Below are 22572 nucleotides of genomic sequence, written 5' to 3'. Positions count from 1 at the left end.
TCCGCCATCGGAAAACCCTCGCGCTGCGCGCGATGAGCCGAGCGTGGGCTCGGCTCTACACGGATTCCGACACCCGGTTCAACGCATCAGCCGCCAGGCAATGCGACAATCGCGCTCCTTTCCTGCAGCAACGAGGCCCACATGGCCAAACTGACCCTGGCCAGCGTGGATGCGCTGCGTACCCGCTTTGCCGATGACGCCGCCTGCGATGCGGCGCTGGCCGCGTTCGCCGACACCGCCGTACTGCGCGCGCCGCTGCGCGAGCTGGTGGCGGCACAGCACCGCTACCTGCAGGCCGAATTCGAAGTGGCGCAGGTGGCCGATGTATTGCGCCGCGACCAGAAGTACGCGCCGGTGGGCCGGCCGTCGGTGCACATCGTGCAGCTGCGCAAGCAGCAGGCCGCGACCAAGCAGGCGGCGCTGATCGCACGCCAGGTGGTGGCGCAGGCCGCGCAGACGTTCGTGCGGGTGAGCGGGCTGGCGGTGAAGGCCAAGCAGAGTCCGAGCGAAGCGTGCGTGGCGTGGCTGGGCGCGTTGCGCTGAGGGCGCGTACCCCGTAGTGGCCAACCTTGGTTGGCCTGCGGAGTGCCCATGTGCCAACCAAGGTTGGCATCTACCAACGCGCGTTCCCCCGCACCCAAAAAGAAGGCCCGCTTTTCAGCGGGCCTTCTGCCTTCTCACGACGAGTGAGCGGGGTGCATCAAGCGGCCGGCTTTTCGCCGGTGGCTTCGGTGGTGATGCGGATCTTCACTTCATCGCTGACGTTCGGAGCGTAGGCGCCGACGCCGAAATCGCTGCGCTTCAGGGTGGTGGTGGCATCGAAGCCGGCGGCCGGAACCTTGGCCATCGGGTGCTCGCCGCCGCCGTTGACGGTGACGTCCAGGGTGACCGGCTTGGTGATGCCCTTGATGGTCAGGTCACCGGTAACGGTCAGCTTGTTGGTGCCGGCCGCTTCCACCTTGGTGCTCTTGAAGGTGGCATCGGCGAACTTGGCGGCGTCGAAGAAGTCGGCGCTCTTCAGGTGCTCGTCGAACTTGGCGGTGAAGCTGTTCAGGCCACTCAGCGGCAGCTTCACTTCCACAGTGGACTTGGTCACGTCTTCGGCGTTGTACACCAGGGTGCCTTCGACGTTGCCGAAGTGCGCGCTCGGGTTGGAGAAGCCGAAGTGGCTCCACTGCGCCAGCACGTCGGTGTGGCTCGGGTCCAGCTTGTAGGTGCCCGAGGCGATCTTGATCGCTTCGGCAGCCGGCGCAGCAGCGGCGGCATCGGCGGCCGGGGTGGCGGCCTGCTCGGTGGTGGCCGGGGCGGCGGCATCGGCGGCCGGGGCAGCGGTGTCGGCCGGCTTGGAGCAGGCGGCGATGGCCAGGGTCAGGGCCAGCGGCAGCAGCAGTTTACGGGTGGCGCTCATCTGAGGAACTCTCCGGATCGTAGGGTGGGTACACGGTGCAGCAAGAGCCCGCCGCACGACGGCGGGCCCGAAACCGATACAGCGACTTACGCGATGCGCGCCGCTTCGTCGAACGACAGGCGCGGCAGGCGCGGGAACAGGCCCGCCGGATCACCGTAACCCAGGTTGACCAGGAAATTCGACTTGATGGAGGTGCCGGCGAAGAAGGCTTCGTCGACCTTGGCCGGGTCGAAGCCGGACATCGGGCCGGCATCCAGGCCCAGCGCGCGCGCGGCCAGGATCAGGTAGGCGCCCTGCAGGCTGCCGTTGCGGATGGCGGCTTCATGGCGGCCTTCCTGCGGGCCGTCGAACCAGGCCTTGGCATCGGTATGCGGGAACAGGTACGGCAGCTTCTCGTGGAAGTCCAGGTCGAAACCGATGATGACGGTGACCGGCGCGGCCATGGTCTTGGCCAGGTTGCCTTCGGACAGCGCCGGGGCCAGCTTGTCCTTGGCCTCCTTCGAGGTGACGAAGACAAAGCGGGCCGGCGTGGTGTTGGCCGCGGTGGGGCCCCACTTCACCAGGTCGTACAGTTCCTTCAGCAGGCTCTCGGGGACCGGCTCGTCGAGGAAGGCGTTCTGGGTGCGGGCCGTGCGGAACAGCTGGTCGAGGGCAGCAGCGTCGAGCGCGTGGGACATCGGTGGATCTCCAGGGCGGCGAAAGGGGGTCAGTGCCCGCGGGCGGCGCGGGGCGAATCGACGAGCCGCAGTGTAGAGTGTCGCGACTGTTGCAACACCCAGCAGGACTGAAACGAATTAATGCCAATGGTGAAACGATCGAGCGCGCCCTGGACGGTCACTGACGGCCGTGCGGGCAATGTCCGCCAGGCGGTCGCGCTGGCCTCGGCATTGCGCCAGGGCACCCACCGACCGCTGCTGCTGCAACCGCGCGCGCCCTGGCGCTGGCTGTCGCCGCGGCGCCTGCCCGGCGATGTGAACGGCTACGGCGAGGCCTTCGCGACGCTGGCTGCCGACGCCCCGGCGCTGGCGATCGGCTGTGGCCGCCAGGCCGCTGGCGCCCTGCGCGTGCTGCGCGCACGCGGCAGCCAGGTGGTGCAGATCCTCGACCCGCGCATCGGCGCGCGCCACTGGGACGTGGTGGTGGTGCCCGAACACGACGCCCTGCGCGGCAGCAACGTGCTGACCCTGCTCGGCAGCCTCAACCCGGTGGACGATGACTGGCTGGCCTGGGGCCGCGCTGCGTTCGCCGGCTTCAGCACCCTGCCCGGCCCGCGCACCGCACTGCTGGTCGGTGGGCCGACGCCACTGGCGCCGTGGGATGAGACGGCGATGGTCGGTGTATTCCAGGCGCTGGCCGAGCAGATCCGCAGCGAAGGCGGCAGCCTGCTGGCCACCACCTCGCGACGCACCCCACCGGCGTTGGCGGAGATCCTGCGCGCGAAATTCGCCGACCTGCCGCACGTGATCTGGGGCGATGGCGGCGACGGTACCAATCCCTATGGCGGACTGCTCGGCTGGGCCAACCGCGTGGTGGTCTCGCCCGATTCGGTGAACCTGCTCTCGGAGGCGTGCGCCACGCGCATGCCGGTGATGGTGGCGCTGGCCGACACAGCGCAGGGCCGCCTGGCGCGCTTCCAGCAGCAGCTGCGCGAACGTGGGCGGTTGCAGGCGCACTGGCTGGACTGGCAGTACGACCGCATCGAGCCGCTGCGCGAAACCGCGCGGGTGGCGGCGGAAGTGAAACAGCGCCTGGCACTGGGGTAGTGCCGGCCGCTGGCCGGCAATCCTGGGCGCCTGGCATCGCGGTAATGCCGAGTGCGCAGCGTTTTCTGAACATTTCGATCCGGCACCACGGTTACAGTCCAAGGCCCCCCGTTGGACTGAACTTCTTCATGCGTACCCTGCTCCTGCTGCCCCTGGCCCTGCTCGCCGCGTGTTCCACCGCGCCCACCGAGCTGGATCCGATCTCGTATCAATGCCAGCAGCAGCTGGACGCGTACCGCGAACAACCGGCGCTGCGCGATCCGAAGGGCCAGCGCCCGCCACTGCCGGTGGCTCCCATCAGTGACGCCTGCGACAAGGAGCTCAAGCGCAAGGGCGTGGATCGCCCGCTGCGCTGAGCAGCGTATGATCGGCGCGCGGGCCTGCCCGCCGTTGAAGGTACCGACATGGATCGTTTTTCCCGCCTGCCCCGCGCCGCGCTGCTGATCGCCAGCCTGCTGGCGACCGCACCGGCCTGGGCCAACAGCACCGCCTGCCGCGAGCGCTACCCCAGTGTGGCATCGCAGGCGGCGATGCTGGACGTGGCCTGGACCACCGCCGAACGCCTGGACGCGCTGCCCGATGTGGACGTGGTGGTCGCCGCGCGCGGTGGCCAGGACCTGAGCCGCTATGGATTGCGCCACAGCCACCTGGCCTTCCTGCTGCGCGAGGACGACGGCCGCTGGCGCGCGATGCACCTGCTCAACCGCTGCAAGACCGACAGCTCGCAGCTGTACCACGAGGGCCTCGGCAACTTCGTCGGCGAGAGCGGCGGCCATACCGACCTGCGCATCGGCGTGCCGTCGGCCCCCTTGCGTGCCGCACTGCGCGCGATGCTGGTGCCGCCCTCGATCCAGCCCAAGGCGCTGCACGAAACCAAGTACAACGTGGTCGCCTACCCGTTCGCCACCGACTACCAGAACTCCAACCAGTGGGTGCTGGAAGTGCTGGCGGCGGCGATGGCGCAGGCCGAAGGCGCGCCGGCCATCGTCAAGCGCGAACAGGCACAGCAGTGGCTGCGCCAGCAGAAGTACCAGCCCAGCGTGCTGCATATCGGCCTGGGCAAGCGCGTGGGTGCGCGCCTGTTCGTGGCCAACGCCACCACCACCGACCATCCGGCCGGCGAACGCATCTCCGGCAACTATTCGGTGGTGACGGTGGAATCGGTGTTCGACTTCCTGCACCAGCGCAGCCAGCTGCAGCAGGAACTGGTGATCCCCCATGTGCCGGTGGCCGGTGCCACCGCCGCCTCGCCCTGAATCCCGCAAGGAGAACGACATGCGTCTGCTGCACAACTCCCTGGTATCGATGCTGATCGTCACCGCGCTGGCCTGGTCATCGGCCGCCCATGCCGAACGCCGCATCGTGATCATCCATGACCCGGGCCCGCAGGGACCGAGCCTGGAAATGTCCACGCAGATGGTGGCCTCGGCCCGCGCCGCCGCGGCGAAGGAAGCCCAGGATGCCGCCGATGCCGGCCAGCCGCTGGCCCGCCCGCAGCAGATCAAGCTGCCGCAGATGGAGGTGAGCGCGATTGCCACTACCGTCGACGGCCGCCGCGAAGTGCTGCTGCGCGATGCCAACGATCCGCAGAACACCGCGTCGATGCAGTACCCGCGCGGCGTTGGCGACCCGGCCGTGCAGTTCACCGTGGGCCAGACCGTGAACTTCGAGCCGACGGGCAATGACCAGGGCTGGCAGTTGAAGGACAACCAGGGCCGTGCGCTGGAATACCTGCCCGAGGCTACCGGCCCGCGCGACATCTTCGATACCCGGCGCTGAGCCGCCGCCCCACGCTGACCAGGAGGTCTCCATGTTCCGTTGCCTGCGCGTTCCCACCACTGCATTGCTGCTCTCAGCGCTGCTGGTGCCCACCGTCCATGCCGGCGCCGCGCCGCAGTTGAACAGCAGCGAGGCCAGCGTGATCGTGACCTCGTTCGTGGTGCTGTCGCTGCCGATGGCGGCCTCGATGGGCCTGTCCGAACTGTCCAAGGCGCCGTTCAAGGCCAGCGAACGCAATGCCAGGGCGACCCGCACCAAGGCGGTGCCGCTGCCGCCAATGGAAGTGAAGAAGGTGGAGACCACGCCCACGGGCGAACGCCAGGTGCAGTTGCAGGTACCGGACAAGGCCGACCACACCGCCACCCTGCGCTGGCCGGTGCAGCCGCCGGGCGAGAACCCGACTGCAGCCTTCGTGGTCGGGCAACGGGTGCATTTCGACCCCACCGAGGCCGGTGCCGGCTGGAACGTGAAGAGCGCGCAGGGCCAGACCCTGGCCTATGTGCCGACGGCCTATGCCGCCGGTGATGTGATGAGTGAAGCGCTGTAAAGCTGAACGACCGGTTTTGGCTTTGCCGCAGGCCGGGCGGATAATGGGCGATCCCCTTTGTCCCCCTGGCTCGCCATGTCCGTGCGTCCTGCCCCTCTGTTTGCCCCGCTGACCCCGCGCGCCCTGGTGCTGGCGGTACTGGCCATGGGTGCAGTGGTGCTGCTGTCCAACGTGCTGGTGCAGTACCCGATCAACGGCTGGCTGACCTGGGGCGCCTTCAGCTATCCGGTCGCGTTCCTGGTCAGCAACCTGATCAACCGCCGCTTCGGCCCGGGCCCGGCGCGCCGCGTGGCGTGGATCGGCTTCGCGGTGGCGGTGCTGCTGTCGATCTGGGTGGCCACCCCGCGCATCGCCATTGCCTCGTGCTCGGCGTTCATCGTGGCCCAGCTGCTGGACATCACCGTGTTCGACCGCCTGCGCCGCGGCAGCTGGTGGCGCGCACCGATGGTGGCCACCACCTGCAGCGCGACGGTGGACACCACCCTTTTCTGGTCGATCGCGTTTGCCGGTTCCACCTTGCCGTGGGTGAGCTGGGCCGCCGGCGACCTGGCAGTGAAGCTGGCGATCGGTGTCTGCCTGCTGGCCCCGTTCCGCGCGTTGTTGTGGAAGATGGCGCCGTTGCGCGCCACCAGCTGACCGCCATTGATCCGGTGGGTGCCGACCGTTGGTCGACACGCCCTGCAGAACTCATCGCTGCCGACAGATTGTGCCGACCAACGGTCGGCACCTACCAGGAGCGGGCGTCGCAGGGCCATTGATCCGGTAGTCGCCAACCTTGGTTGGCGCTTGGCATTCATGCCAACCAAGCTCGGCACCTACCAACGGCGGGCCCTCGCAGGGCCATTGATCCGGTAGTCGCCAACCTTGGTTGGCGCTTGGCATTCATGCCAACCAAGGTTGGCATCTACCAACGGCGTGCCATCGAAGGGCCATTGATCCGGTGGGTGCCGACCGTTGGTCGGTACGCCCTGCAGAACTCATCGCTGCCGACAGATTGTGCCGACCAACGGTCGGCACCTACCAGGAGCGGGCATCGCAGGGCCATTGAGCCGGTAGTCGCCAACCTTGGTTGGCGCTTTGCATTCATGCCAACCAAGGTTGGCATCTACCAACGGCGTGCCATCGAAGAGCCATTGAGCCGGTGGGTGCCGACCGGTGGTCGGCACGCCCTGCAGAACTCATCGCTGCCGACAGATTGTGCCGACCAACGGTCGGCACCTACCAGGAGCGGGCCACCGAAGGGCCATTGAGCCGGTAGTCGCCAACCTTGGTTGGCGCTTGGCATTCATGCCAACCAAGGTTGGCATCTACCAACTGCAGTCCTCCGCCATCCGGCACTCAGGCGAACGGCAGCTCTGCCGCTCTGCACGCCGCCGCAATCGCTGCACACGCCTCTTCAATCGCCGGCGTGGTCGGGGCCAGCCGCGGGCGGCGGTCCAGCGTGCAGGCCAGGCCCACGTCCAACAGCGTGGCGTGCGCGCCATGCAGCGCCTGCGCAGTGGCATCGGGCAGGAAACCAACACCAGCCAACGCATTGATCAACGACGGCGTATCGCGCGGCTGCAGCAACGCCACGTGCCGCGCACTGCGCGCAAGCACACCGGTCTGCAGCAGGAATTCCAGGTCCACCACGCCGCCCGCACCCTGCTTCAGGTCCAGCCGTGCGGCGTCGCTGCGGTCCAGTTCGGTGCGCATGCGGCCGCGCATCTTCAGCACGTCGGCATACAGCACACCCATGTCGCGCTCACGCCCCAGCGTCTGTGCACGCACCTGCTCGAAATCGGCCAGCAGGCTGGCATCGCCGGCCACGCCACGCGCGCGCACCAGCGCCTGGTGTTCCCAGGTCCACGCACGTTCGCGCTGGTACTCGGTGTAGCTGGCCAGCGAAGACACCAGCGACCCCTTGCCGCCATCCGGGCGCAGGCGCACGTCGATGTCGTACAGGCGGCCGGCGGCGGTGACCGCACCGAGCAGCGCCATCACCTTCTGCGCCAGCCGCGCATACCAGCGCCCCGGCTCCAGCGGACGCGCGCCGTCGCTGGCCTCCACGCCGGCCGGGTTGTCGTGCAGGAATACCAGGTCCAGGTCGGAACCGAAGCCCAGTTCAAGCCCGCCGAGGCTGCCGTAGCCGATGATCGCGAAACGTCCACCGGGAATCGCGCCGTGCGCGGCGCGCATGTCCGCCTCGGCCATCGCCAGCACGGTGACCACCACCGCCTGCGCCAGTTCGGCCAGTTGCCGCGTGCTGTCCACCGCGCCCTGGCGGCCGTCCAGCGTGGCCATCGCCATGCGGAAACTGAGCGCCAGCCGCGTCTCGTTGAGCCAGCGCAGTGCCGATTCGGGATCCTCCACCGCCAGCACCTGCTGGCACTCGGCCAGCATGCCGGCCGCATCGGGCATCGGCCCGGACACGCGCACATCCAGCAGTTCATCCAGCAGCAGCGGATACGCGACCAGCCGCTCAGCCAGCAGCGCGCTGCGTGCCAGCACATCGACCAGACGCGCCAACGCGCTCGGTTGTTCATCCAACAGCGCGAGATAGCTGGTCCGGCGCAGGACCGCCTGCAGCAGGCCGAGCACGCGCTTGAGCGCGGCATCGGGCTGCGGCGAACGCGTGGCCGCATGCAGCAACGCGGGCAGTACGCGATCCAGCCGCGCACGCGCCGCATCGGACAATGACTTCACGCCGGTGCCCTGGGCGAAATCGCGCAGCGACTGGTCTGCGCCATTGGCATCGAGGAAACCGGCTTCGGCCAGCAACGGCGCGTTGCTGCCCTCGGGCAGGCTGCGCCAGTAGTTGGCCAGCGCGTCGGGCGCGGCCTGGCCCCTGCGCGGGGCCAGCAGCGCGGCGAATTCGGTGCTGACCCGCTGCTGCTGTTCGGCCAGTGCCGCGCGCAGTACCTCCCAATCCGGGTAGCCGAGGCCGATGGCGATGCGCGCGCGGTCCAGCGCGTCGCTGGGCAGCACGTGGGTCTGCGCGTCGCGCAGCATCTGCAGGCGGTTCTCCAACCGGCGCAGGAACAGGTAGGCCTCGCGCAGCGCAGCGCCATCGGCGGGCGCAATCTGTCCGGCGGCCACCAGCGCGTCCAGTGCCACCAGCAGGCGGCGCTCGCGCAGCGCGGGCTCGCGGCCACCGCGGATCAGCTGCAGCGCCTGGCACAGGAACTCGATTTCGCGGATGCCACCGGCGCCGCGCTTGATGTCTTCGTGCAGCTCGCGGCGCGCGACTTCGGCGGTGATCGCCGCCTTCATCTCACGCAGGCCGTCGAGTGCGGTGAAATCCAGGTAGCGGCGGTATACGAACGGGCGCAGGGTCTGCAACCACGCTTCGCCGGCGTCGATATCGCCGGCCACCGCGCGCGCCTTCAGCCACGCATAGCGCTCCCAGTCGCGGCCTTCGCGCTGGAAGTACTGATCCATCGCCGCGAACGACAGCGCGACGCGACCGGCGCTGCCGAACGGGCGCAGGCGCAGGTCGACGCGGTGGCTGAAGCCATCGACCGTGGTTTCGTCCAGCAGCTTGGCCAGGCGCTGGCCGAGGCGGGCGAAATACTCCTCGGCGGCCAGCGCGCGCGGACCGTCGGATTCGCCGCCCTGCGGGTACGCATAGACCAGGTCGATATCGGAACTGAAGTTGAGCTCGCCACCGCCGAGCTTGCCCAGGCCGAATACCACCAGCTGTTGGGGGACGCCTGCGCCATCACGAACCACGCCGTGCCGCTGTGCGAATTCCTGCTGCAGGGCGTCCAGCGCCAGCCGCAGGCAATCCTCGGCCAGAGTGGTGGCGCCAGCCAGGGTCTGCGCCACGTCGTCCAGCCCGGCCAGGTCACGCCAGATCAGCCGCGTGGACATCGCGGTGCGCCAGCGCCGCAGCTGTGCCGGCCAGTCGCTGGGTTGCAGCGGATCGAGCACCGGCGCCGGGATCGGCGGGCAGTCGGGGGCGGCCAGCTGCGCCAGCAGCGCCGGTTGCCGCACCAGGGTGTCCAGCGCGAAGTCGCTGGCCACCGCCAGCCGGGTCAGCAGCGGCAGCAGCTCGGCAGGAACAGGCTCGGGCAGGACCTGGGCCAGGCGCGCCAGGGCGCGTTCGACAAGGGGCTGCAGGGTGGCGGGCAGGTCAGCGGTGGCGAGGGTCATGCGCTGATTCTCGCGGGGTCGGATCCCTTTGCCAACGGCGAAGGGCTCTGACCCCGAGGTGCCGCCGGTTGATGCCGCTGCTGGGGTCAGAGCCTTTTGCCCTTGGCAAAAGGATCCGACCCCGAAGGGGTGCCGCGCATTCATTCTGGGCGGCAGGCAATAAAAAAGCCCGCTTGCAGCGAACTGCCAGCGGGCTCTGCTCCCTCCCCCACGTCGGGATGCAGGGCCATCGTGCGGGCTGCGAAAGCACTTTGCACGCTGCACTGCAAAACAAAACCGGTAGGTATGGGTGACCCCGGTGGGGAAAAGCCATTCCACGAAGGTAGAACCCCCCGTACGGATGAGGATGGCCGATAATCGGCCTTCCCCCCAGAAACACTGTCGTCATGTCTGTTGATCGCATCGCCAACGCGCGTCTTCGTGACCGCGTGGTCTCCGCCGAGGCCGCAGCCGCGCTGATCCAGCCCGGTGAAACCGTGGCCATGAGCGGCTTCACCGGCTCCGGGTATCCCAAGGCCGTTCCCGTCGAACTGGCCCGCCGCATCGAAGCGGTGCACGCCCAGGGCCAGCCCTTCCAGATCAAGCTGATGACCGGTGCCTCCACCGCGCCGGAACTCGATGGCGCGCTGGCCAAGGCCGATGGCATCGCCATGCGCATGCCGTTCCAGAGCGATCCGGATGCGCGCAACCGCATCAACGAGGGCAAGCTGGATTACATCGATATCCACCTCAGCCACGTCGCCCAGCACGTGTGGTTCGGCTTCTACGGCGAGATCGATACCGCCGTGATCGAAGTCTCGGCCATCCGCGAAGATGGCTCGCTGGTGCCCTCCACCTCGGTCGGCAATAACAAGACCTGGCTGGACCTGGCCAAGAAGGTGATCGTCGAGGTCAACGAATGGCAGCCGGCCGGCGTCGACGGCATGCACGACATCTACTACGGCACCGCGCTGCCACCGCACCGCAAGCCGATTCCGCTGGTGAACGCCAACGACCGCATCGGCGACACCGCGCTGCGCTGCGACCTGGACAAGATCGTGGCCGTGGTGCGCACCAACGGCCCGGACCGCAACAGCCCGTTCAGTCCGATCGATGCGACCAGCGAACAGATCGCCTCGCACCTGATCGAGTTCCTCAAGCACGAGGTGAAGAAGGGCCGCCTGCCGCCGAACCTGCTGCCGCTGCAGTCGGGCGTGGGCAACATCCCCAACGCCGTGCTGGCCGGCCTGGCCAGGAGCGGTTTCCGCGACCTGGCCGCGTTCACCGAAGTGATCCAGGACGGCATGCTCGACCTGCTGCGCGATGGCGTGCTGAGCTACGCCTCGTGTACCGGCTTCGCGCTGAGCCCGCAGGCCAACGAGACGTTCAAGGAGAACATCGATTTCTACCGCGAGCGCATCATCATGCGCACGCAGGAGATCTCCAACCATCCGGAACTGGTGCGCCGCCTGGGCTGCATCGGCATGAACGGCATGATCGAGGTGGACATCTACGGCAACGTCAACTCGACGCACGTGATGGGCACGCGGATCATGAACGGCATTGGCGGTTCGGGTGACTTCGCCCGCAACGGTTTCCTGTCGGCGTTCCTGAGCCCGTCCACTGCCAAGAACGGCACCATCTCGGCGATCGTGCCGATGGCCAGCCATGTCGACCACACCGAGCACGACGTGTCGGTGATCGTCACCGAACAGGGCCTGGCCGACCTGCGTGGCCTGACCCCGCGCAAGCGCGCGCAGGTGCTGATCGACAACTGCGCGCACCCGGATTTCCGCCCGCAGCTGCAGGATTACTTCGACCGTGCCAGCCGCGAAAGCTACGGCAAGCACACCCCGCACCTGTTGCCCGAAGCACTGTCGTGGCACCAGCGCTGGCTGGATACGGGCACGATGAAGGGCTGACCCCAGGTCCGGACATCGGGTAGAGCCGGCCGCTGGCCGGCTTCCCCTACAGCCGGCCAGCGGCCGGCTCTACCTCACGCGGTGCGCCCGGCCAGCGGCCGGCTCTACCTTCACGCGGTGCGCAGCGCCGCCAGCGACTCAGCCTGCAGCCGCTCGTAGATCTCGAACTCGTCATTCACCGCCACGCCCAGCGCCTGCTCGAAAGCCTCGCGGTTGGCGTGCGCGGCATACGCGCGCTGTTCTTCGCCGCCCAGGTTCGACTGGAAGATGCCCGCGGCACTGACCGGCAGGAAATCCTCGTAGACGATCGGATCGGCCGTGGCCAGGCCGGCGGCCACCAGCACTTCGGCAGGCAGATCGGCCACGCGTTCCGGCGCGGCGCGGCCGGCGTCGGTCAGCTGGTAGCGGTAGTAGCCCAATCCTTCTTGGCGCAGCGTGTCATGGTCATCCGGGAAGCTGGCGAACACCGCCTGCAGGCGCTGCCCGTAGTCGCCACCGGTACTGCCTTCGCCACCGGCATCGCGTGCCTGCGACAGCAGCTGGTCGTACAGCGCGCGGCCCTTCGGGGTCAGCGCAAGGCCGCGTTGTTCGATCTCGCCGAAGCGCGCGGTATGGGTGCCGGCATCGCCACCGTCCGCATCCGGGAAATGCACGGCCTCTTCCAGCGCCTTGAAGCTGGTCTGGCGCAGCAGGATCGGGCAGGCGCGGCGCGGCGGCCCTTCGATCACCGCCTTGGCCGCCATGCCGTGCTCGATCATTGCCGCCTGCGCCGCGTCGATGTCCAGCGTGCGCGGGGTCAGGTGATTGATGTGCGGGCCACGGAAACTGACCACGTCGGCCACCAGGCGGTGCGCATTGTGCAGCGCGTGGTAGGTCGGCAGATCGACGGTGGCATCGCCGTGCCAGCGGAAGGTTTCCAGTGCTTCGTCGACGAAGCGCTCGGCATCGGCCTGCGACAGGCCACCGTCACGCTCGGCCTGGTCGATCAGCGCCAGCGCGCCGTCGGTGAAGATGCGGCGGCGTGCCAGGATCTTCGCCGACTCGCCACGCAGGGTTTCGTCTTCGATCAACTCCAGGCGCAGCAGCGAGGTGAACACGCGGAACGGATTCTGCGCCAGCGCGGCGCCGGTCAGCGGGCGGAACGCGGTGGAGTGCACCGGCACGCCGGCTACCGACAGGTCGTAGTAGCCGACCGGGTACATGCCCATCACCCCGAACAGGCGGCGCAGCGTCGCCAGCTCCTGCGCGGTGCCGACGCGGATCGCGCCATGGCGCTCTTCGTCCAGGCGCGCACGCTCGTCGTTGCGCTGCAGCTGCGCGGCCAGTGCCGGGTCCTGGGCAAGCACCTGCGCGTTGATCCGCTCCACCAGTTCCACCAGCGTGCCGTACAGCGGCACTTCGGTGCGGTACATGCGGGACATGGCCTGCGCGAACAGGCGGCGGATCACATCAGGCGAAACGAAAGAGACGCTCATCAGTCACTCGATTACGGGAACGGGGAACAGCTCGGACCCGTATTGTCGCCGGAGCGCGCGGCGGCGGCGATACGCAGAGCAACATGGCCGGGTAGTGCCGGCCGCTGGCCGGCAACCTCCTGATGCCTGTAAGGGTGCAGTTGCCGGCCAACGGCCGGCACTACCGCTTCAACTGCCGCTTCAGGGTGGCATCCAGGGTGATCGGCCGGTCCCAGTGCTGGTAGCTGGCCACGATGGCATGCCGCACAGCGCGGTAATGCAGGTTGTCCGGCTTGGCCGGCATGCGCTTCACCACCGCTTCCCAGCCGCCCTCCGGGTCCTGGCTGAAGGCGCGCACGCTGTCGCGGCAGGTCTGGCCGCTGGCCTTGGCCCAGAAGCAGGCGAAATAGATATCCCCGGCCTGCCAGCCATGGGTGGTGAACAGCGCATTGATGTAGCCGCGGGGGACATCGGCGTAGCGCGACACTTCATCGAGGAAGGCATCGGGGTAGCGTTCGGCGTAATGGTTGATGTCCTGCAACTGGGCATCGATCCAGCGGTCACCGGTTTCCACGGTATACGCCGCCGAACGCTCGGCGGTCTGCTGGGCCGGCACGGTGGCCGGCGCCAGCAGCAGGGACAACAACAGCGCGCGCAGTCGGACGTTCATGCCACGATTCTGCCGCAGCTGCCGGGCCCTGTCAGGCCGCCGCAGCGGCCTTGGCCTCGATCGCCGCCAGTGCGGCCGGCCAGTCGTGGGCGGTATCGGCGGTGACCATCCGCGGTTCGTCGTCGGCCACGCCGTGCTGGGTCTCATGGGCCCAGGTCACCGCGTACGGGGTATGCACGCCCCAGCCACCCAGGGTCACCACCGGCTCGATGTCCGAGCGCAGCGAGTTGCCGACCATCACGAAGCGCTGCATCGGCAGGTCGAATTCGGCCAGCACGCGGGCGTAGGTTTCCGGGTCCTTCTCGGAAACGATCTCGATGCGCGGGAACAGCTCGGCCAGGTTGGCGACCTTGATCTTCGCTTCCTGGTGGAACAGATCGCCCTTGGTGATCAGCACTACCGGGTAGTGCTCGGCGATGGCCGCCACGGCTTCGCGCACACCGTCGATCAGTTCCACCGGGTGGCGCAGGGTATCGTGGCCGATATCCAGAATGCGCTGGATGTCCTTGGCCTCGATGCGCTGGCCGGTGATGTCGATGGCCGCTTCGATCATCGACAGGGTCATGCTCTTCACGCCGTAGCCGAAGGTGCCCAGGTGGCGCTGCTGAACTTCCAGCAGGTGGCGCGCGGTCTGGGTGTCGTGCACGTCGACATAGCGCGACAGCAGGTCAAGGTAATCCTGCTCGGCCTTGCGGTAGTAGTCCTCGCTCTTCCACAGCGTGTCGTCACCGTCAAAACCGACCAGGCCGATGGCGCGCGACGGCGCAGGCGTGGACGTGTTCATCGGCCAAGGATACAGGGGTGGCGATGACGAGAAAAACCCGGGCGGCCGCAGCCGCCCGGGTCCCCATGCACCGGTCTTCCCGAATCAGGTCTGGATCAGCGGCCCTGCGCCGCGCCGGCACCCGCACCGGCCTGCTGCGCGGCCACGTAGGCCTTGTACTCGTCGGCGCTCAGCTCGCCGTCCTTGTTGGTATCGGCCTGGTCGAACACCTGGGCCAGGCCGGCGTTCACCTGCGCCTCGGTCTTGCTGATGGTGCCGTTGCCATCGGTATCGATGCTGGCCCAGGTCTGGCCACCACCGTTGGCCTGCGCCGAGGCCGCTGCGGCCGCATCGGTCGCCTGGTCAGCCGCCTGCCCGGCCTGTGCTGCCGCCTGCTGGGCCTGCGCCGCTTCATTCTGCGCATGTGCGGCCTGCTGCTTGGCCGACTGGGCCATCGCCGGAATGGCCAGCACGCTGCCGGCGGCGACGATCAGGGCGATCAGGGGCTTGCGGTTGCGAATAGTCATCAGGGGTGTCTCCTGCATATTGGGTGGTGTTGCGCGGCCTGTTGTTTCCGCACGGCACCTACCCTGCCACCGCGTTTCTGAATCGATTTTGGGCCGCGACCGGCCTCCACACGCACGATTAACCACTCGCATCCACGCATGCTTTAGCGCGCTGGTTAGCGAGGAGTGAGCAGCTCATAAGATGCGCATTCAGCGCCTCTGCATTTAACCGGCAGGCAACGAAAAACCTGCGTCAGTCGACGGTTTTTTCCAATGACCGCGAACTGAACAACACCCATCCCAAGGCGACACCGGCGAGCGCGCCGGCGATTTCCAGCACGACACGGCTGCCGAGCTCGTTCGGATCGTGGATGGTGGCCAGGAACAGGCGCGCGTACAGCGGCGACTCCAGTCGCACGATGCCCATGTAGAACAGCTTCCACGCATCGATGCCAGCGGAGGCCACCACCGAGATGACGCAGGACCAGCCGATCGCATGTCCCACCGACCAGTGCAGCAGCCGGCACAGCCGCGACCACACGAAGTACACCAGCAGCCCGACCAGCAGGGCGATGGCGCCGGCTTCCAGGGTGCCGAGCAGGCCGAAGTGCAGGGGAAGGTTCATCGGGTGGGCAGGGATGAAGAGGCGGCCAGTGTAAGGGATCTGCGCCGGACCCAATCGGCAGCCACAGTGGATCCACGCCATGCGTGGATGAATCTCCATCCAAATCGAATATCTCGACGATTGAACAAGGAGCAGCCGAGCATGGGCTCGGCTCTACAACGGACCACGCGGGAAACTGTCAGAGGCGGGGCGCAGCCCTGCCGATGCCCCTACCGTACCGGGACATCGTACGCGGTGCCGGGGTCCGGTTCGGGCTGCAGGGTGTAGTGCCACCACTCCTGCGGATAGTTGACGAAGCCCCGCCGCGCCATCGCGCGCACCAGTTGCTGGCGATTGGCCTGTTGCGCATCGCTCAATCCGCTTGCCTGCGTATGCGCGCGTGGACCGAAGAAATCGAAGTCGGTGGCCATGTCCAGCGGCGTGCATGCACCGCTGCGGCAATCCAGCAGGCCCAGATCAACCGTGGCGCCACGACTATGGCCAGAGCGCTCGGCGATGTAGCCGTCGGCCAGCAACCGTGGTTTGTCCAGGTCCGGGTACTGCTGTGCCTTGCGCGAGCGCTCGCGCGGATCGTTCACCCAGGCCATGAAGGCCTGCACCGAACGCACCGGCCGGTAGCAGTCGTAGAGGCGCAGGCCGAAGCCATCGCCGCGCAGGTCCTGTTCCACCTGTGCCAGCGCCTTCGCCACCGGCGCCAGCAGATAACACGATGGCGCCTCGTAGCCGGGCACGCGCGCCCCGGTGAAGTTGTTGGCACCGGCGTAGCGGATATCCAGGTCGATGCGCGGCGACAACGTGCGGATCTCCACCAGTCCGGCGCTGGCCGCGTCGGCTGCCGGTGAAACGCGCGGTGGCTCAGCGGCGCGGGTGGTCGCCGCCAGCGCAGTCGCCAGTACGAGTGAAATGCAGGTCCTGGAAGTCATAGCTGAAGTCGATGTCCGGGTCGATGGCGCGCAGGTCCAGCGTCGGTGCCGGGGCTTCGCCCGGCTGCAGCCACGCCTGCGCCTCGTCGCCCAGCGTATCCCAGCGCAGCAGCCAGCGCCCCTGCAGCTGCAGCACCGTGGCCTGCAGCCTGGGCGACTTGTCCACGCTGAAACGCAGGCCGTCCTTGCCCGGGCAGAGCGAGGCCGCGCCCAGCCACGGATCGCGGTAGCGGCCCTGCCAGCGGGACAGGTCCGTACGGCTCGTCTCCTGCGCCGCCGCGGTGGATGGCCGCGAATGGCCGGTCGCGGCCCGCGTTGCCTGGTCAGCCTTCAGTTCGGCCAGGTAGTCCATCGCCGGGCGCGCATCGTCCGCTGCGGTGAAGCGCTTCAGCGCGGCCTGCATCAGGGCCATGCGTGCGTCCTCGCCTTCGCCGTTGATCAGCATCACCACGCCCACCCGGCGATCAGGCAGCAGCGCCAGCGACGAGTACATGCCCGACAACGTGCCGGTGTGCGCCACCTTCCACTGGCCGTCCATGTCAGACACGCGCCAGCCATAGCCGTAGCCGTAGAAATGCGCGTTGTCCCAGCGCCGCTGGCGCTCGCCCAGCGGCATCGGCATGTGCAGGGTCCACAGCGTGCGGCGCTGCTCCGTGTCCAGCCAGCCGGGCGCCAGGGTGGGATCGAGCAGCACCTGCATCCAGCGCGTCATGTCGCGCAACGAACAACGGATGCCGCCGGCCGCCATCGACGGCAGGTCCGGGCTGGTTCCACCATCGGCGTTCACCACTTCATTGCGTTCGCCACGCCAGGCATGCGGCTGCGCTACGTTGCCCACGCGTTTCACCGACCACGCCCCCACCTGGCAGCGCATCATGCCCAGTGGTTCGAACACCTGCTCGCGCATCAGCTGGTCATACGGCTTGCCACCCGCTGCCGCCGCCACTTCGCCGGCCACCACATACATCAGGTTGTCGTAGGCGTAGTGACTGCGGAAGCTGCTGACCGGCTTGAGATGCGCCAATCCGGCGATGATGTCGGCACGGGTGAACGCGTTCGGTTCCGGCCACAGCATCAGGTCCCCGGCGCCCAGGCCCAGGCCGCTGTTGTGGATCAGCAGGTCGCGCACCTGCATCTGCTGGCCCACCCACGCATCGTGCATGCGGAAGCCCGGCAGATGCCGCTGTACCGGATCATCCCAGCGCAGCCTGCCCTGCTGCACCAGCCGCGCCAGCAGTGCAGCAGTCATCGCCTTGCTGTTGGAGGCGATCTTGAACAACGTGTCCTCGTCGATGCGGCCGCCATCGCCACGCGCGCCCTCGGCGTGGCGATAGACCACCTGCCCGTTGTCGACCACCGCCATCGCCAGCCCGGGCAGGTGCTCGAGCTGGACGACGGCAGCGACATCGGCATCGAGGGAGGCGGTCGCGGTGGTCTGTGCCACCGCAACCGGGAACACCGCCAGCGCCGCCGCGCAGACACAGTTTCGAGCCTGCCGTGCGGGCTTCAGTAGGCCCATGTCACGGTCAACTGCGCATAGCGCGGTGACTGGAAGCCGGTGCCGTAGCGGTACAGCGGGTTCGGCGTGCCGATGCTGTCCTGCGGCTCGTAGTCCTGGTCCACGGTCACCACGCGCTGCTGGTTGAGCACGTTGTACACCGCCAGCTTCAGGCGCAGATCGGTGGGAATCGGCACCTTGTACGAGACGCTCACGTCCAGGTCATAGGTCCAGGGCGTGCGGCCATCGCCACCGCGTGGCGAATGCACGAACACGCGCTGGGACGGAACCGTCGCCTGGCAGTTGGACACGCACACGTAGTAGCTGTGGAAGTCGGTGTCGTCGAACGGATTGCCGGCGCCGAAGCGGGTAATCGGGCTGCCCGACTGCACGCCCAGCGTGGCCGCCACACTGAGATTTTCGGTCAATGCGTAGCTGCCGCGGAACTTGAACTGGTGGCGGCGGTCGTTGGCCAGGTAGCCGTAGCCCCCGTAGTTCACCCACGGATTGTCGAAGTTCTCGGTGCGACCGGCATCGGCGAAGTCGGTATCGGAGTTGACCGGGCCCTCTGCGTTGCCGCGACCGTATGCAAGGGTGTAGGAGGCGTTGAAGCCCCACTTGCCGTCCCAGGCGCGGTCGACCTGCAGTTCCAGCGCCTTGTAGTCACGCTTGGGCTTCACCCAGCCGCGCTGGCCGACATAATTGCCGTTGTCGTCATACAGCGCCCAACCTTCCTTCGAGGTGTCGATGCTGATCCAGCCATCGTTGCGGCCGTCGCAGTCGGTGTCACCCCACACGGTGTTGGTGCGCCCCGGGTTGCCCATGATCCACACGCCGTCGATGGCACCACACTGGCCGGTCGCGGTGATGTTCATGTCATCGATGGCGTTGTGCAGCCGGCGATAGGTCACGCTGGCACCCACCGACCAGGCCTCGTTGATCATCTGCTGGAAGCCCAGGATCGCTTCATCCTGGTAGACCGGGTCCATGTCCCGGTTCACTTCCGCGCGCAGGTCCGGCACGCTGCCGTCGCCCTGCGAGTTGTCCACTGGGCCGATCTGCGCGCCCAGGTTGGGGATGTTGTTGGCTGCGCCGGTGTAGCCGAGGAACTCGTACCAGGTGCGCTCGTCGAGGAAACCACCGGCCTGCTTGATGTTGATGACGTTGGCCACCGGCAGGAAGTATCGGCCCAGGTTGCCGAACACCTTGGTCGTGCCATCGCCGCGCACGTCCCAGGAGAAGCCCAGGCGCGGGGCCAGCATGTCGTCGATCTTGATGTAGCTGCTGCCGTCGCCGCCCTTGTTGTCGAAGGCTTCCAGGCGCAGGCCCATGTTCAGCAGCAGATTCGGCGTCACCTGCCAGTTGTCTTCCAGGTAGTAGGCCGAGTTGATCGTCTCGAAGGCCCCGTCCACTTCATAGCGACGGGTGCGCACGACCACGCCGCTGGCCGGCACCACGCCACCGTTCAGCGAGCTGCCGGGAGTGCGGTAGTAGATGTCGTAGCGGAAGCCGCCCGGGCCCGGATAGGCGCGGCTGTAATCGGAGGTGTTCTCTTCCCGATCCAGGCCGAACCGCAGCAGGTGGTTGCCCAACGTCCATTCGAAATCCGCGCGCGCGGCCTTGCGCGTGTCCAGCGCCGACTCCAGCTGCGAGCTGCTGGTGCAGCTGCGGTCGCCCTGCAGCGACGGCGGCACGCCCTGGCCGGCCGTGCGGTTGTCGAACACGCGGTTGCAGTTCTGGTCCATCAACGAGCTCTGCACACGGTTGCGCTTGTTCTCGCCGTACATCAGCTTCATGGTCAGGTCGTTGTTGACCTGCCAGCTGTAGGTACCGGACCAGTTCTTGCCACCCACCGTGTTGTAGATCTGGTTGCTGCGCTCGCCCACGGTCTGCCCCGTGGCGTAGTCGTAGGCGTAGACGTCGGTGAGGGTCTTGCTCTTGTCCGAGAAGCCGAACAGCGACAGCATCTGGTTGTCGGTGATCTGCCAATCGATCTTGCCGCCCCAGAACGGATCATCGGCCTTGCCCTGGCTCAGGCGCGTGCCGGCATCATTGGTCGAGGTGGGACGGTAGTCGCGCGCCTCGTACATGCCGAAGAAGAACAGGCGGTCCTGCACCAGCGCACCGGAAGCGAACACATTCAGCGCGCTGCGGCTGTAGTCGTCGCGGCTGGCGGTGATGTAGCGGCTGCCGCTGCCGTCGTAGCGGTCGCGTGCCTGCGACTGCCACGCGCGCGGCTCGAACACCAGTTCGGCACCGGCCTTGAAATCGTTGCTGCCCGAGCGGGTCACCGCATTGATGACGCCGCCGGTGCTGCGCCCGAACTCCACCGAGTAGCCGCCCGTCTTGACCTGGAATTCCTGGTAGAACGAGAACGGCACCGACGAGAAGCCGACCCGGTTGTAGAAGTCGGTGACGTTCAGGCCATTGATGTAGACGGTGTTCTCGGCCACCGACGAACCGCCGAAGGAAATGCCCTGCCCGCCCAGCGACCCCTTGCCCTTCACCGCGCCCGGCGCGAGCAGCGCCACCGCGGTGATGTCACGGTCCACTGGCAGGCGCGACAGCTCCTCGCGGGTGATGTTGGTGGCCGACTCGGTGGACTTCACATCCACCATCGACACCACCTGCGGCGCCCGCACTTCGACCGTGCCCAGGGTACTGACCGCACCCAGCGGCACGTTCACCGTGGTCGCGCTGCCGAGACTGACCGTCACCTGGCCGACACGGCTGGCGCCTCCACCCGGCAGGCTCACCTCCATGTCATAGGTGCCGACCGGCAGCAGCGGAATGCGGTAGCTGCCGTTGGCTTCGGCCTGTACGGAGCGCACGAAGCCCGTTGCCGGGTTGCGTACGGTCACCGTGGCACCGGTCGGTACCTGGCCGGCATCGCTGACCAGCCGGCCGACCACTGAACCATCCTGTGCGAATGCGCTGGGCGCGATCACGCCCAGACACGCCCCGAGAGCGACGCACAACGCCGCCCGCTTGATGCTGTAAGCCTTCATCCCCTGCTCTCTCCTGCAAGAATTGAATGGTGTGGAATGCGATGTGTCGCGCTAGCGTTGCCTGGCTGGCAGTACCCGCCACTGGAAGTCGTAGCTCCATTGGTCGAAGTACAGGTTGCCGCCTGCCCACTCGGCCTCGCCGCGCTGCGAGTCGACCGTTTCCGAGCGGAAGTGCTGCTTGGCCGGCACGAGGGGCTGGCCGAAATCATCGTTGAAGGCGATGCGGTAGCCATCGAGGCCACCCAGGTAGAAGTTGCGCAAGGCCGGCACATCGCTGGCCAGTGCGCCGGTGGTCACGTCCATCGGCAGCCAGCCATACGGCGCCAGGTAGACCTGTCCCCAGTCATGCAGGTTGTTGTAGCCACTGCCATCGTCGGAGAACACCATGCCCGACTGCCAGCGCGCGGGAATGCCGTTCAGGCGCAGCAGCGCGATCAGCAGCAGGGTCTGCTGCCCGCAATCGGCATGGCCGGAACGCAGCGCGTAATCGCTGATGTTGCTGAGCGTGGAATATTCGCGCGCACCGGCCCAGGGAATACGGTCGACCGCAGCAAACAGCTTGCGCACCACTTCATATGGGCGCGTCTCGCCCTGCAGTACCTGGTCGGAGAACAGCTTCAACGCAGGGGTGAAGCGCACATGCGGCAGCTGCTCGGCCAGATACGGCTTCAACGCCGTATCGGCCGGGGTCGGTTGCACCACGGCCGGGTCGATCGCGGTATGCCGGGCGAAGATCGTGACCGCGTAGCGGATCTCGAAGCGGGTCGGCTGCCCGGCCACCGCTTTGGCCTCCAGATAGGCCGTGCGTTGCAAGGTGCTGGCCGGTGCCACCCGCGCCTTGCCTGGGCTGCTGCCCAGCCACTGCACCTGCTCCTGCTGGCCGGGGATCTCGCGTGGGTACGGAATCCAGGCACGCACGGTTTCGCCGGCCGGCACGGCATCGGCCTTCACCGTGAGCGATTGGGTGAATTCGATACGCTGCGGCAGCACCGACGCCCGGCCACTCTGTTCGGCCGCGGCGACCACGCGCGTGTGGTGCGCGTTGAGCACTTCGTTGGGCCCCGGAGGCGGCATCGGTGCATCCGCACGGCGGCGTGCGCGTGCTTCGTCGCTGAGCAGGAACAGGTTCGACGGTGCGCGCTTGAAGTACCAACGCTCGCCATCGATATCGAGATGCTCGATCAGGCCAAGCTGGTCCCAGCGCGCGAATTCCTCGTCGGTCAGGTCGGGAATCCAGCGGCGCACGGCAGACTTGGCGGCGGTTTCGTCGAGGGAAAGATCCAGGCGGATGCGGCGCATGCGCTCACGCTGGAACGCGCCTTCGGCAGCATCGCTCCCTGTCGCCAGCAACGCATCGGCGTCGCTGAAGCGGCCGCCGTCGATCAGGTCGATCACCTGCGCCTGGCGCGCACGCTGCTGGCTGCTGCGCCCGTCTGCCGCCTGCGTGACCGACACCCACAGCAGCAGCGCGGCACACAGGCCGGCAGCAGCAGGCAGACGCGGTTTGCGAATGGCAGGATCCACAGCGACACTTCCCCAGCGCGGGTGGTAACGGCTGTGTAACACGGGCCGGGATGCCGGTCAATAATTTAT

20 protein-coding genes are annotated in these 22572 nt (G+C 67.6%); 8 read left to right on the top strand and 12 right to left on the bottom strand.

The genetic code is table 11. The features are described from left to right. The first annotated feature begins 141 nt into the window (after positions 1-141). On the top strand, positions 142-543 hold the full coding sequence (locus AC5P7I_RS08450) for a hypothetical protein (RefSeq protein WP_046428265.1): 402 nt from the start codon (positions 142-144) through the stop codon (positions 541-543). A 157-nt stretch (positions 544-700) separates the two neighbouring features. Here AC5P7I_RS08450 and AC5P7I_RS08445 read toward each other — a convergent pair whose 3' ends face one another. Together AC5P7I_RS08445 and AC5P7I_RS08440 are read right to left on the bottom strand one after the other, a co-directional pair. Continuing rightward, positions 701-1408 carry a YceI family protein gene (locus tag AC5P7I_RS08445; protein ID WP_005415047.1) on the bottom strand — a complete coding sequence of 236 codons (708 nt, stop codon included), beginning with the start codon at positions 1406-1408 and terminating at the stop codon, positions 701-703. An 86-nt stretch (positions 1409-1494) separates the two neighbouring features. Further along, the gene (locus AC5P7I_RS08440; RefSeq protein WP_262088298.1) at positions 1495-2085 is read right to left on the bottom strand and encodes a malonic semialdehyde reductase; all 591 of its coding nucleotides are present in this window, start codon (positions 2083-2085) and stop codon (positions 1495-1497) included. A gap of 126 nt (positions 2086-2211) precedes the next feature. Between AC5P7I_RS08440 and AC5P7I_RS08435 the strand changes: the two genes are divergently transcribed. From AC5P7I_RS08435 to AC5P7I_RS08410, 6 genes are all read left to right on the top strand, one after another. Continuing rightward, positions 2212-3171 carry a mitochondrial fission ELM1 family protein gene (locus AC5P7I_RS08435; protein ID WP_262088299.1) on the top strand — a complete coding sequence of 320 codons (960 nt, stop codon included), beginning with the start codon at positions 2212-2214 and terminating at the stop codon, positions 3169-3171. Between the two features lie 128 nt (positions 3172-3299). Further along, positions 3300-3527 (top strand): hypothetical protein, encoded by a 228-nt coding sequence (locus tag AC5P7I_RS08430; protein WP_014645731.1) that lies wholly within the window; start codon positions 3300-3302, stop codon positions 3525-3527. Between the two features lie 48 nt (positions 3528-3575). Then, positions 3576-4427: a DUF2145 domain-containing protein gene (locus AC5P7I_RS08425; protein ID WP_197602877.1), complete on the top strand. Its 852-nt coding sequence runs from the start codon at positions 3576-3578 to the stop codon at positions 4425-4427. Positions 4428-4446: 19 nt separating this feature from the next. Continuing rightward, on the top strand, positions 4447-4950 hold the full coding sequence (locus tag AC5P7I_RS08420) for a hypothetical protein (protein WP_014645729.1): 504 nt from the start codon (positions 4447-4449) through the stop codon (positions 4948-4950). 31 nt (positions 4951-4981) lie between these two features. Then, entirely contained in the window at positions 4982-5497 is a 516-nt protein-coding gene (locus tag AC5P7I_RS08415) for a hypothetical protein (RefSeq protein WP_014645728.1), read from the top strand. A 75-nt stretch (positions 5498-5572) separates the two neighbouring features. Then, positions 5573-6133 carry a queuosine precursor transporter gene (locus tag AC5P7I_RS08410; protein WP_262088300.1) on the top strand — a complete coding sequence of 187 codons (561 nt, stop codon included), beginning with the start codon at positions 5573-5575 and terminating at the stop codon, positions 6131-6133. A 702-nt stretch (positions 6134-6835) separates the two neighbouring features. On the opposite strand, the gene glnE is transcribed toward AC5P7I_RS08410, so the two are convergent. Then, the gene (gene glnE / locus AC5P7I_RS08405) at positions 6836-9631 is read right to left on the bottom strand and encodes a bifunctional [glutamate--ammonia ligase]-adenylyl-L-tyrosine phosphorylase/[glutamate--ammonia-ligase] adenylyltransferase (protein WP_262219571.1); all 2796 of its coding nucleotides are present in this window, start codon (positions 9629-9631) and stop codon (positions 6836-6838) included. A 386-nt stretch (positions 9632-10017) separates the two neighbouring features. Between glnE and scpC the strand changes: the two genes are divergently transcribed. Beyond that, the gene (gene scpC, locus AC5P7I_RS08400) at positions 10018-11532 is read left to right on the top strand and encodes a succinyl-CoA:acetate CoA-transferase ScpC (RefSeq protein ID WP_197602883.1); all 1515 of its coding nucleotides are present in this window, start codon (positions 10018-10020) and stop codon (positions 11530-11532) included. A gap of 110 nt (positions 11533-11642) precedes the next feature. On the opposite strand, the gene hglS is transcribed toward scpC, so the two are convergent. The 9 genes from hglS to AC5P7I_RS08355 form a co-directional block, all read right to left on the bottom strand. Then, positions 11643-13007: a 2-oxoadipate dioxygenase/decarboxylase HglS gene (hglS, locus tag AC5P7I_RS08395; RefSeq protein ID WP_197621500.1), complete on the bottom strand. Its 1365-nt coding sequence runs from the start codon at positions 13005-13007 to the stop codon at positions 11643-11645. 160 nt (positions 13008-13167) lie between these two features. Continuing rightward, positions 13168-13656, bottom strand: a complete 489-nt coding sequence (locus AC5P7I_RS08390) for a hypothetical protein (protein WP_053495789.1) — start codon at positions 13654-13656, stop codon at positions 13168-13170. Positions 13657-13687: 31 nt separating this feature from the next. Continuing rightward, positions 13688-14440 (bottom strand): HAD family hydrolase, encoded by a 753-nt coding sequence (locus tag AC5P7I_RS08385; RefSeq protein WP_049397778.1) that lies wholly within the window; start codon positions 14438-14440, stop codon positions 13688-13690. Between the two features lie 95 nt (positions 14441-14535). Beyond that, positions 14536-14946, bottom strand: a complete 411-nt coding sequence (locus AC5P7I_RS08380) for an EF-hand domain-containing protein (RefSeq protein ID WP_014035758.1) — start codon at positions 14944-14946, stop codon at positions 14536-14538. Between the two features lie 232 nt (positions 14947-15178). Continuing rightward, positions 15179-15550, bottom strand: a complete 372-nt coding sequence (locus AC5P7I_RS08375) for a hypothetical protein (RefSeq protein ID WP_046428249.1) — start codon at positions 15548-15550, stop codon at positions 15179-15181. A gap of 209 nt (positions 15551-15759) precedes the next feature. Further along, entirely contained in the window at positions 15760-16473 is a 714-nt protein-coding gene (locus tag AC5P7I_RS08370; protein ID WP_049441432.1) for a M15 family metallopeptidase, read from the bottom strand. After that, positions 16406-17992: a serine hydrolase gene (locus AC5P7I_RS08365; protein ID WP_049441430.1), complete on the bottom strand. Its 1587-nt coding sequence runs from the start codon at positions 17990-17992 to the stop codon at positions 16406-16408. Before AC5P7I_RS08365 ends, AC5P7I_RS08370 begins: the two co-directional genes overlap by 68 nt. Beyond that, on the bottom strand, positions 17980-20979 hold the full coding sequence (locus AC5P7I_RS08360; protein ID WP_262088302.1) for a TonB-dependent receptor: 3000 nt from the start codon (positions 20977-20979) through the stop codon (positions 17980-17982). Before AC5P7I_RS08360 ends, AC5P7I_RS08365 begins: the two co-directional genes overlap by 13 nt. A gap of 51 nt (positions 20980-21030) precedes the next feature. Then, positions 21031-22503, bottom strand: coding sequence for a transglutaminase-like domain-containing protein (locus AC5P7I_RS08355; protein WP_111206363.1), 1473 nt, complete (start codon positions 22501-22503; stop codon positions 21031-21033). Between the last annotated feature and the right edge of the window lie 69 nt (positions 22504-22572).

It is taken from the genome of Stenotrophomonas sp. YJH_SMC_138 (assembly GCF_059369855.1).
This window is presented reverse-complemented; position numbering and strand designations above follow the sequence as displayed.

What these genes read in the sequence shown, in the direction of transcription:
- AC5P7I_RS08450 (WP_046428265.1), top strand. Translation starts at nt 142, where the DNA reads ATGGCCAAACTGACCCTGGCCAGCGTGGATGCGCTGCGTACCCGCTTT.
- AC5P7I_RS08445 (WP_005415047.1), bottom strand. Translation starts at nt 1,408, where the DNA reads ATGAGCGCCACCCGTAAACTGCTGCTGCCGCTGGCCCTGACCCTGGCC.
- AC5P7I_RS08440 (WP_262088298.1), bottom strand. Translation starts at nt 2,085, where the DNA reads ATGTCCCACGCGCTCGACGCTGCTGCCCTCGACCAGCTGTTCCGCACG.
- AC5P7I_RS08435 (WP_262088299.1), top strand. Translation starts at nt 2,212, where the DNA reads ATGGTGAAACGATCGAGCGCGCCCTGGACGGTCACTGACGGCCGTGCG.
- AC5P7I_RS08430 (WP_014645731.1), top strand. Translation starts at nt 3,300, where the DNA reads ATGCGTACCCTGCTCCTGCTGCCCCTGGCCCTGCTCGCCGCGTGTTCC.
- AC5P7I_RS08425 (WP_197602877.1), top strand. Translation starts at nt 3,576, where the DNA reads ATGGATCGTTTTTCCCGCCTGCCCCGCGCCGCGCTGCTGATCGCCAGC.
- AC5P7I_RS08420 (WP_014645729.1), top strand. Translation starts at nt 4,447, where the DNA reads ATGCGTCTGCTGCACAACTCCCTGGTATCGATGCTGATCGTCACCGCG.
- AC5P7I_RS08415 (WP_014645728.1), top strand. Translation starts at nt 4,982, where the DNA reads ATGTTCCGTTGCCTGCGCGTTCCCACCACTGCATTGCTGCTCTCAGCG.
- AC5P7I_RS08410 (WP_262088300.1), top strand. Translation starts at nt 5,573, where the DNA reads ATGTCCGTGCGTCCTGCCCCTCTGTTTGCCCCGCTGACCCCGCGCGCC.
- glnE (WP_262219571.1), bottom strand. Translation starts at nt 9,631, where the DNA reads ATGACCCTCGCCACCGCTGACCTGCCCGCCACCCTGCAGCCCCTTGTC.
- scpC (WP_197602883.1), top strand. Translation starts at nt 10,018, where the DNA reads ATGTCTGTTGATCGCATCGCCAACGCGCGTCTTCGTGACCGCGTGGTC.
- hglS (WP_197621500.1), bottom strand. Translation starts at nt 13,007, where the DNA reads ATGAGCGTCTCTTTCGTTTCGCCTGATGTGATCCGCCGCCTGTTCGCG.
- AC5P7I_RS08390 (WP_053495789.1), bottom strand. Translation starts at nt 13,656, where the DNA reads ATGAACGTCCGACTGCGCGCGCTGTTGTTGTCCCTGCTGCTGGCGCCG.
- AC5P7I_RS08385 (WP_049397778.1), bottom strand. Translation starts at nt 14,440, where the DNA reads ATGAACACGTCCACGCCTGCGCCGTCGCGCGCCATCGGCCTGGTCGGT.
- AC5P7I_RS08380 (WP_014035758.1), bottom strand. Translation starts at nt 14,946, where the DNA reads ATGACTATTCGCAACCGCAAGCCCCTGATCGCCCTGATCGTCGCCGCC.
- AC5P7I_RS08375 (WP_046428249.1), bottom strand. Translation starts at nt 15,550, where the DNA reads ATGAACCTTCCCCTGCACTTCGGCCTGCTCGGCACCCTGGAAGCCGGC.
- AC5P7I_RS08370 (WP_049441432.1), bottom strand. Translation starts at nt 16,473, where the DNA reads ATGACTTCCAGGACCTGCATTTCACTCGTACTGGCGACTGCGCTGGCG.
- AC5P7I_RS08365 (WP_049441430.1), bottom strand. Translation starts at nt 17,992, where the DNA reads ATGGGCCTACTGAAGCCCGCACGGCAGGCTCGAAACTGTGTCTGCGCG.
- AC5P7I_RS08360 (WP_262088302.1), bottom strand. Translation starts at nt 20,979, where the DNA reads ATGAAGGCTTACAGCATCAAGCGGGCGGCGTTGTGCGTCGCTCTCGGG.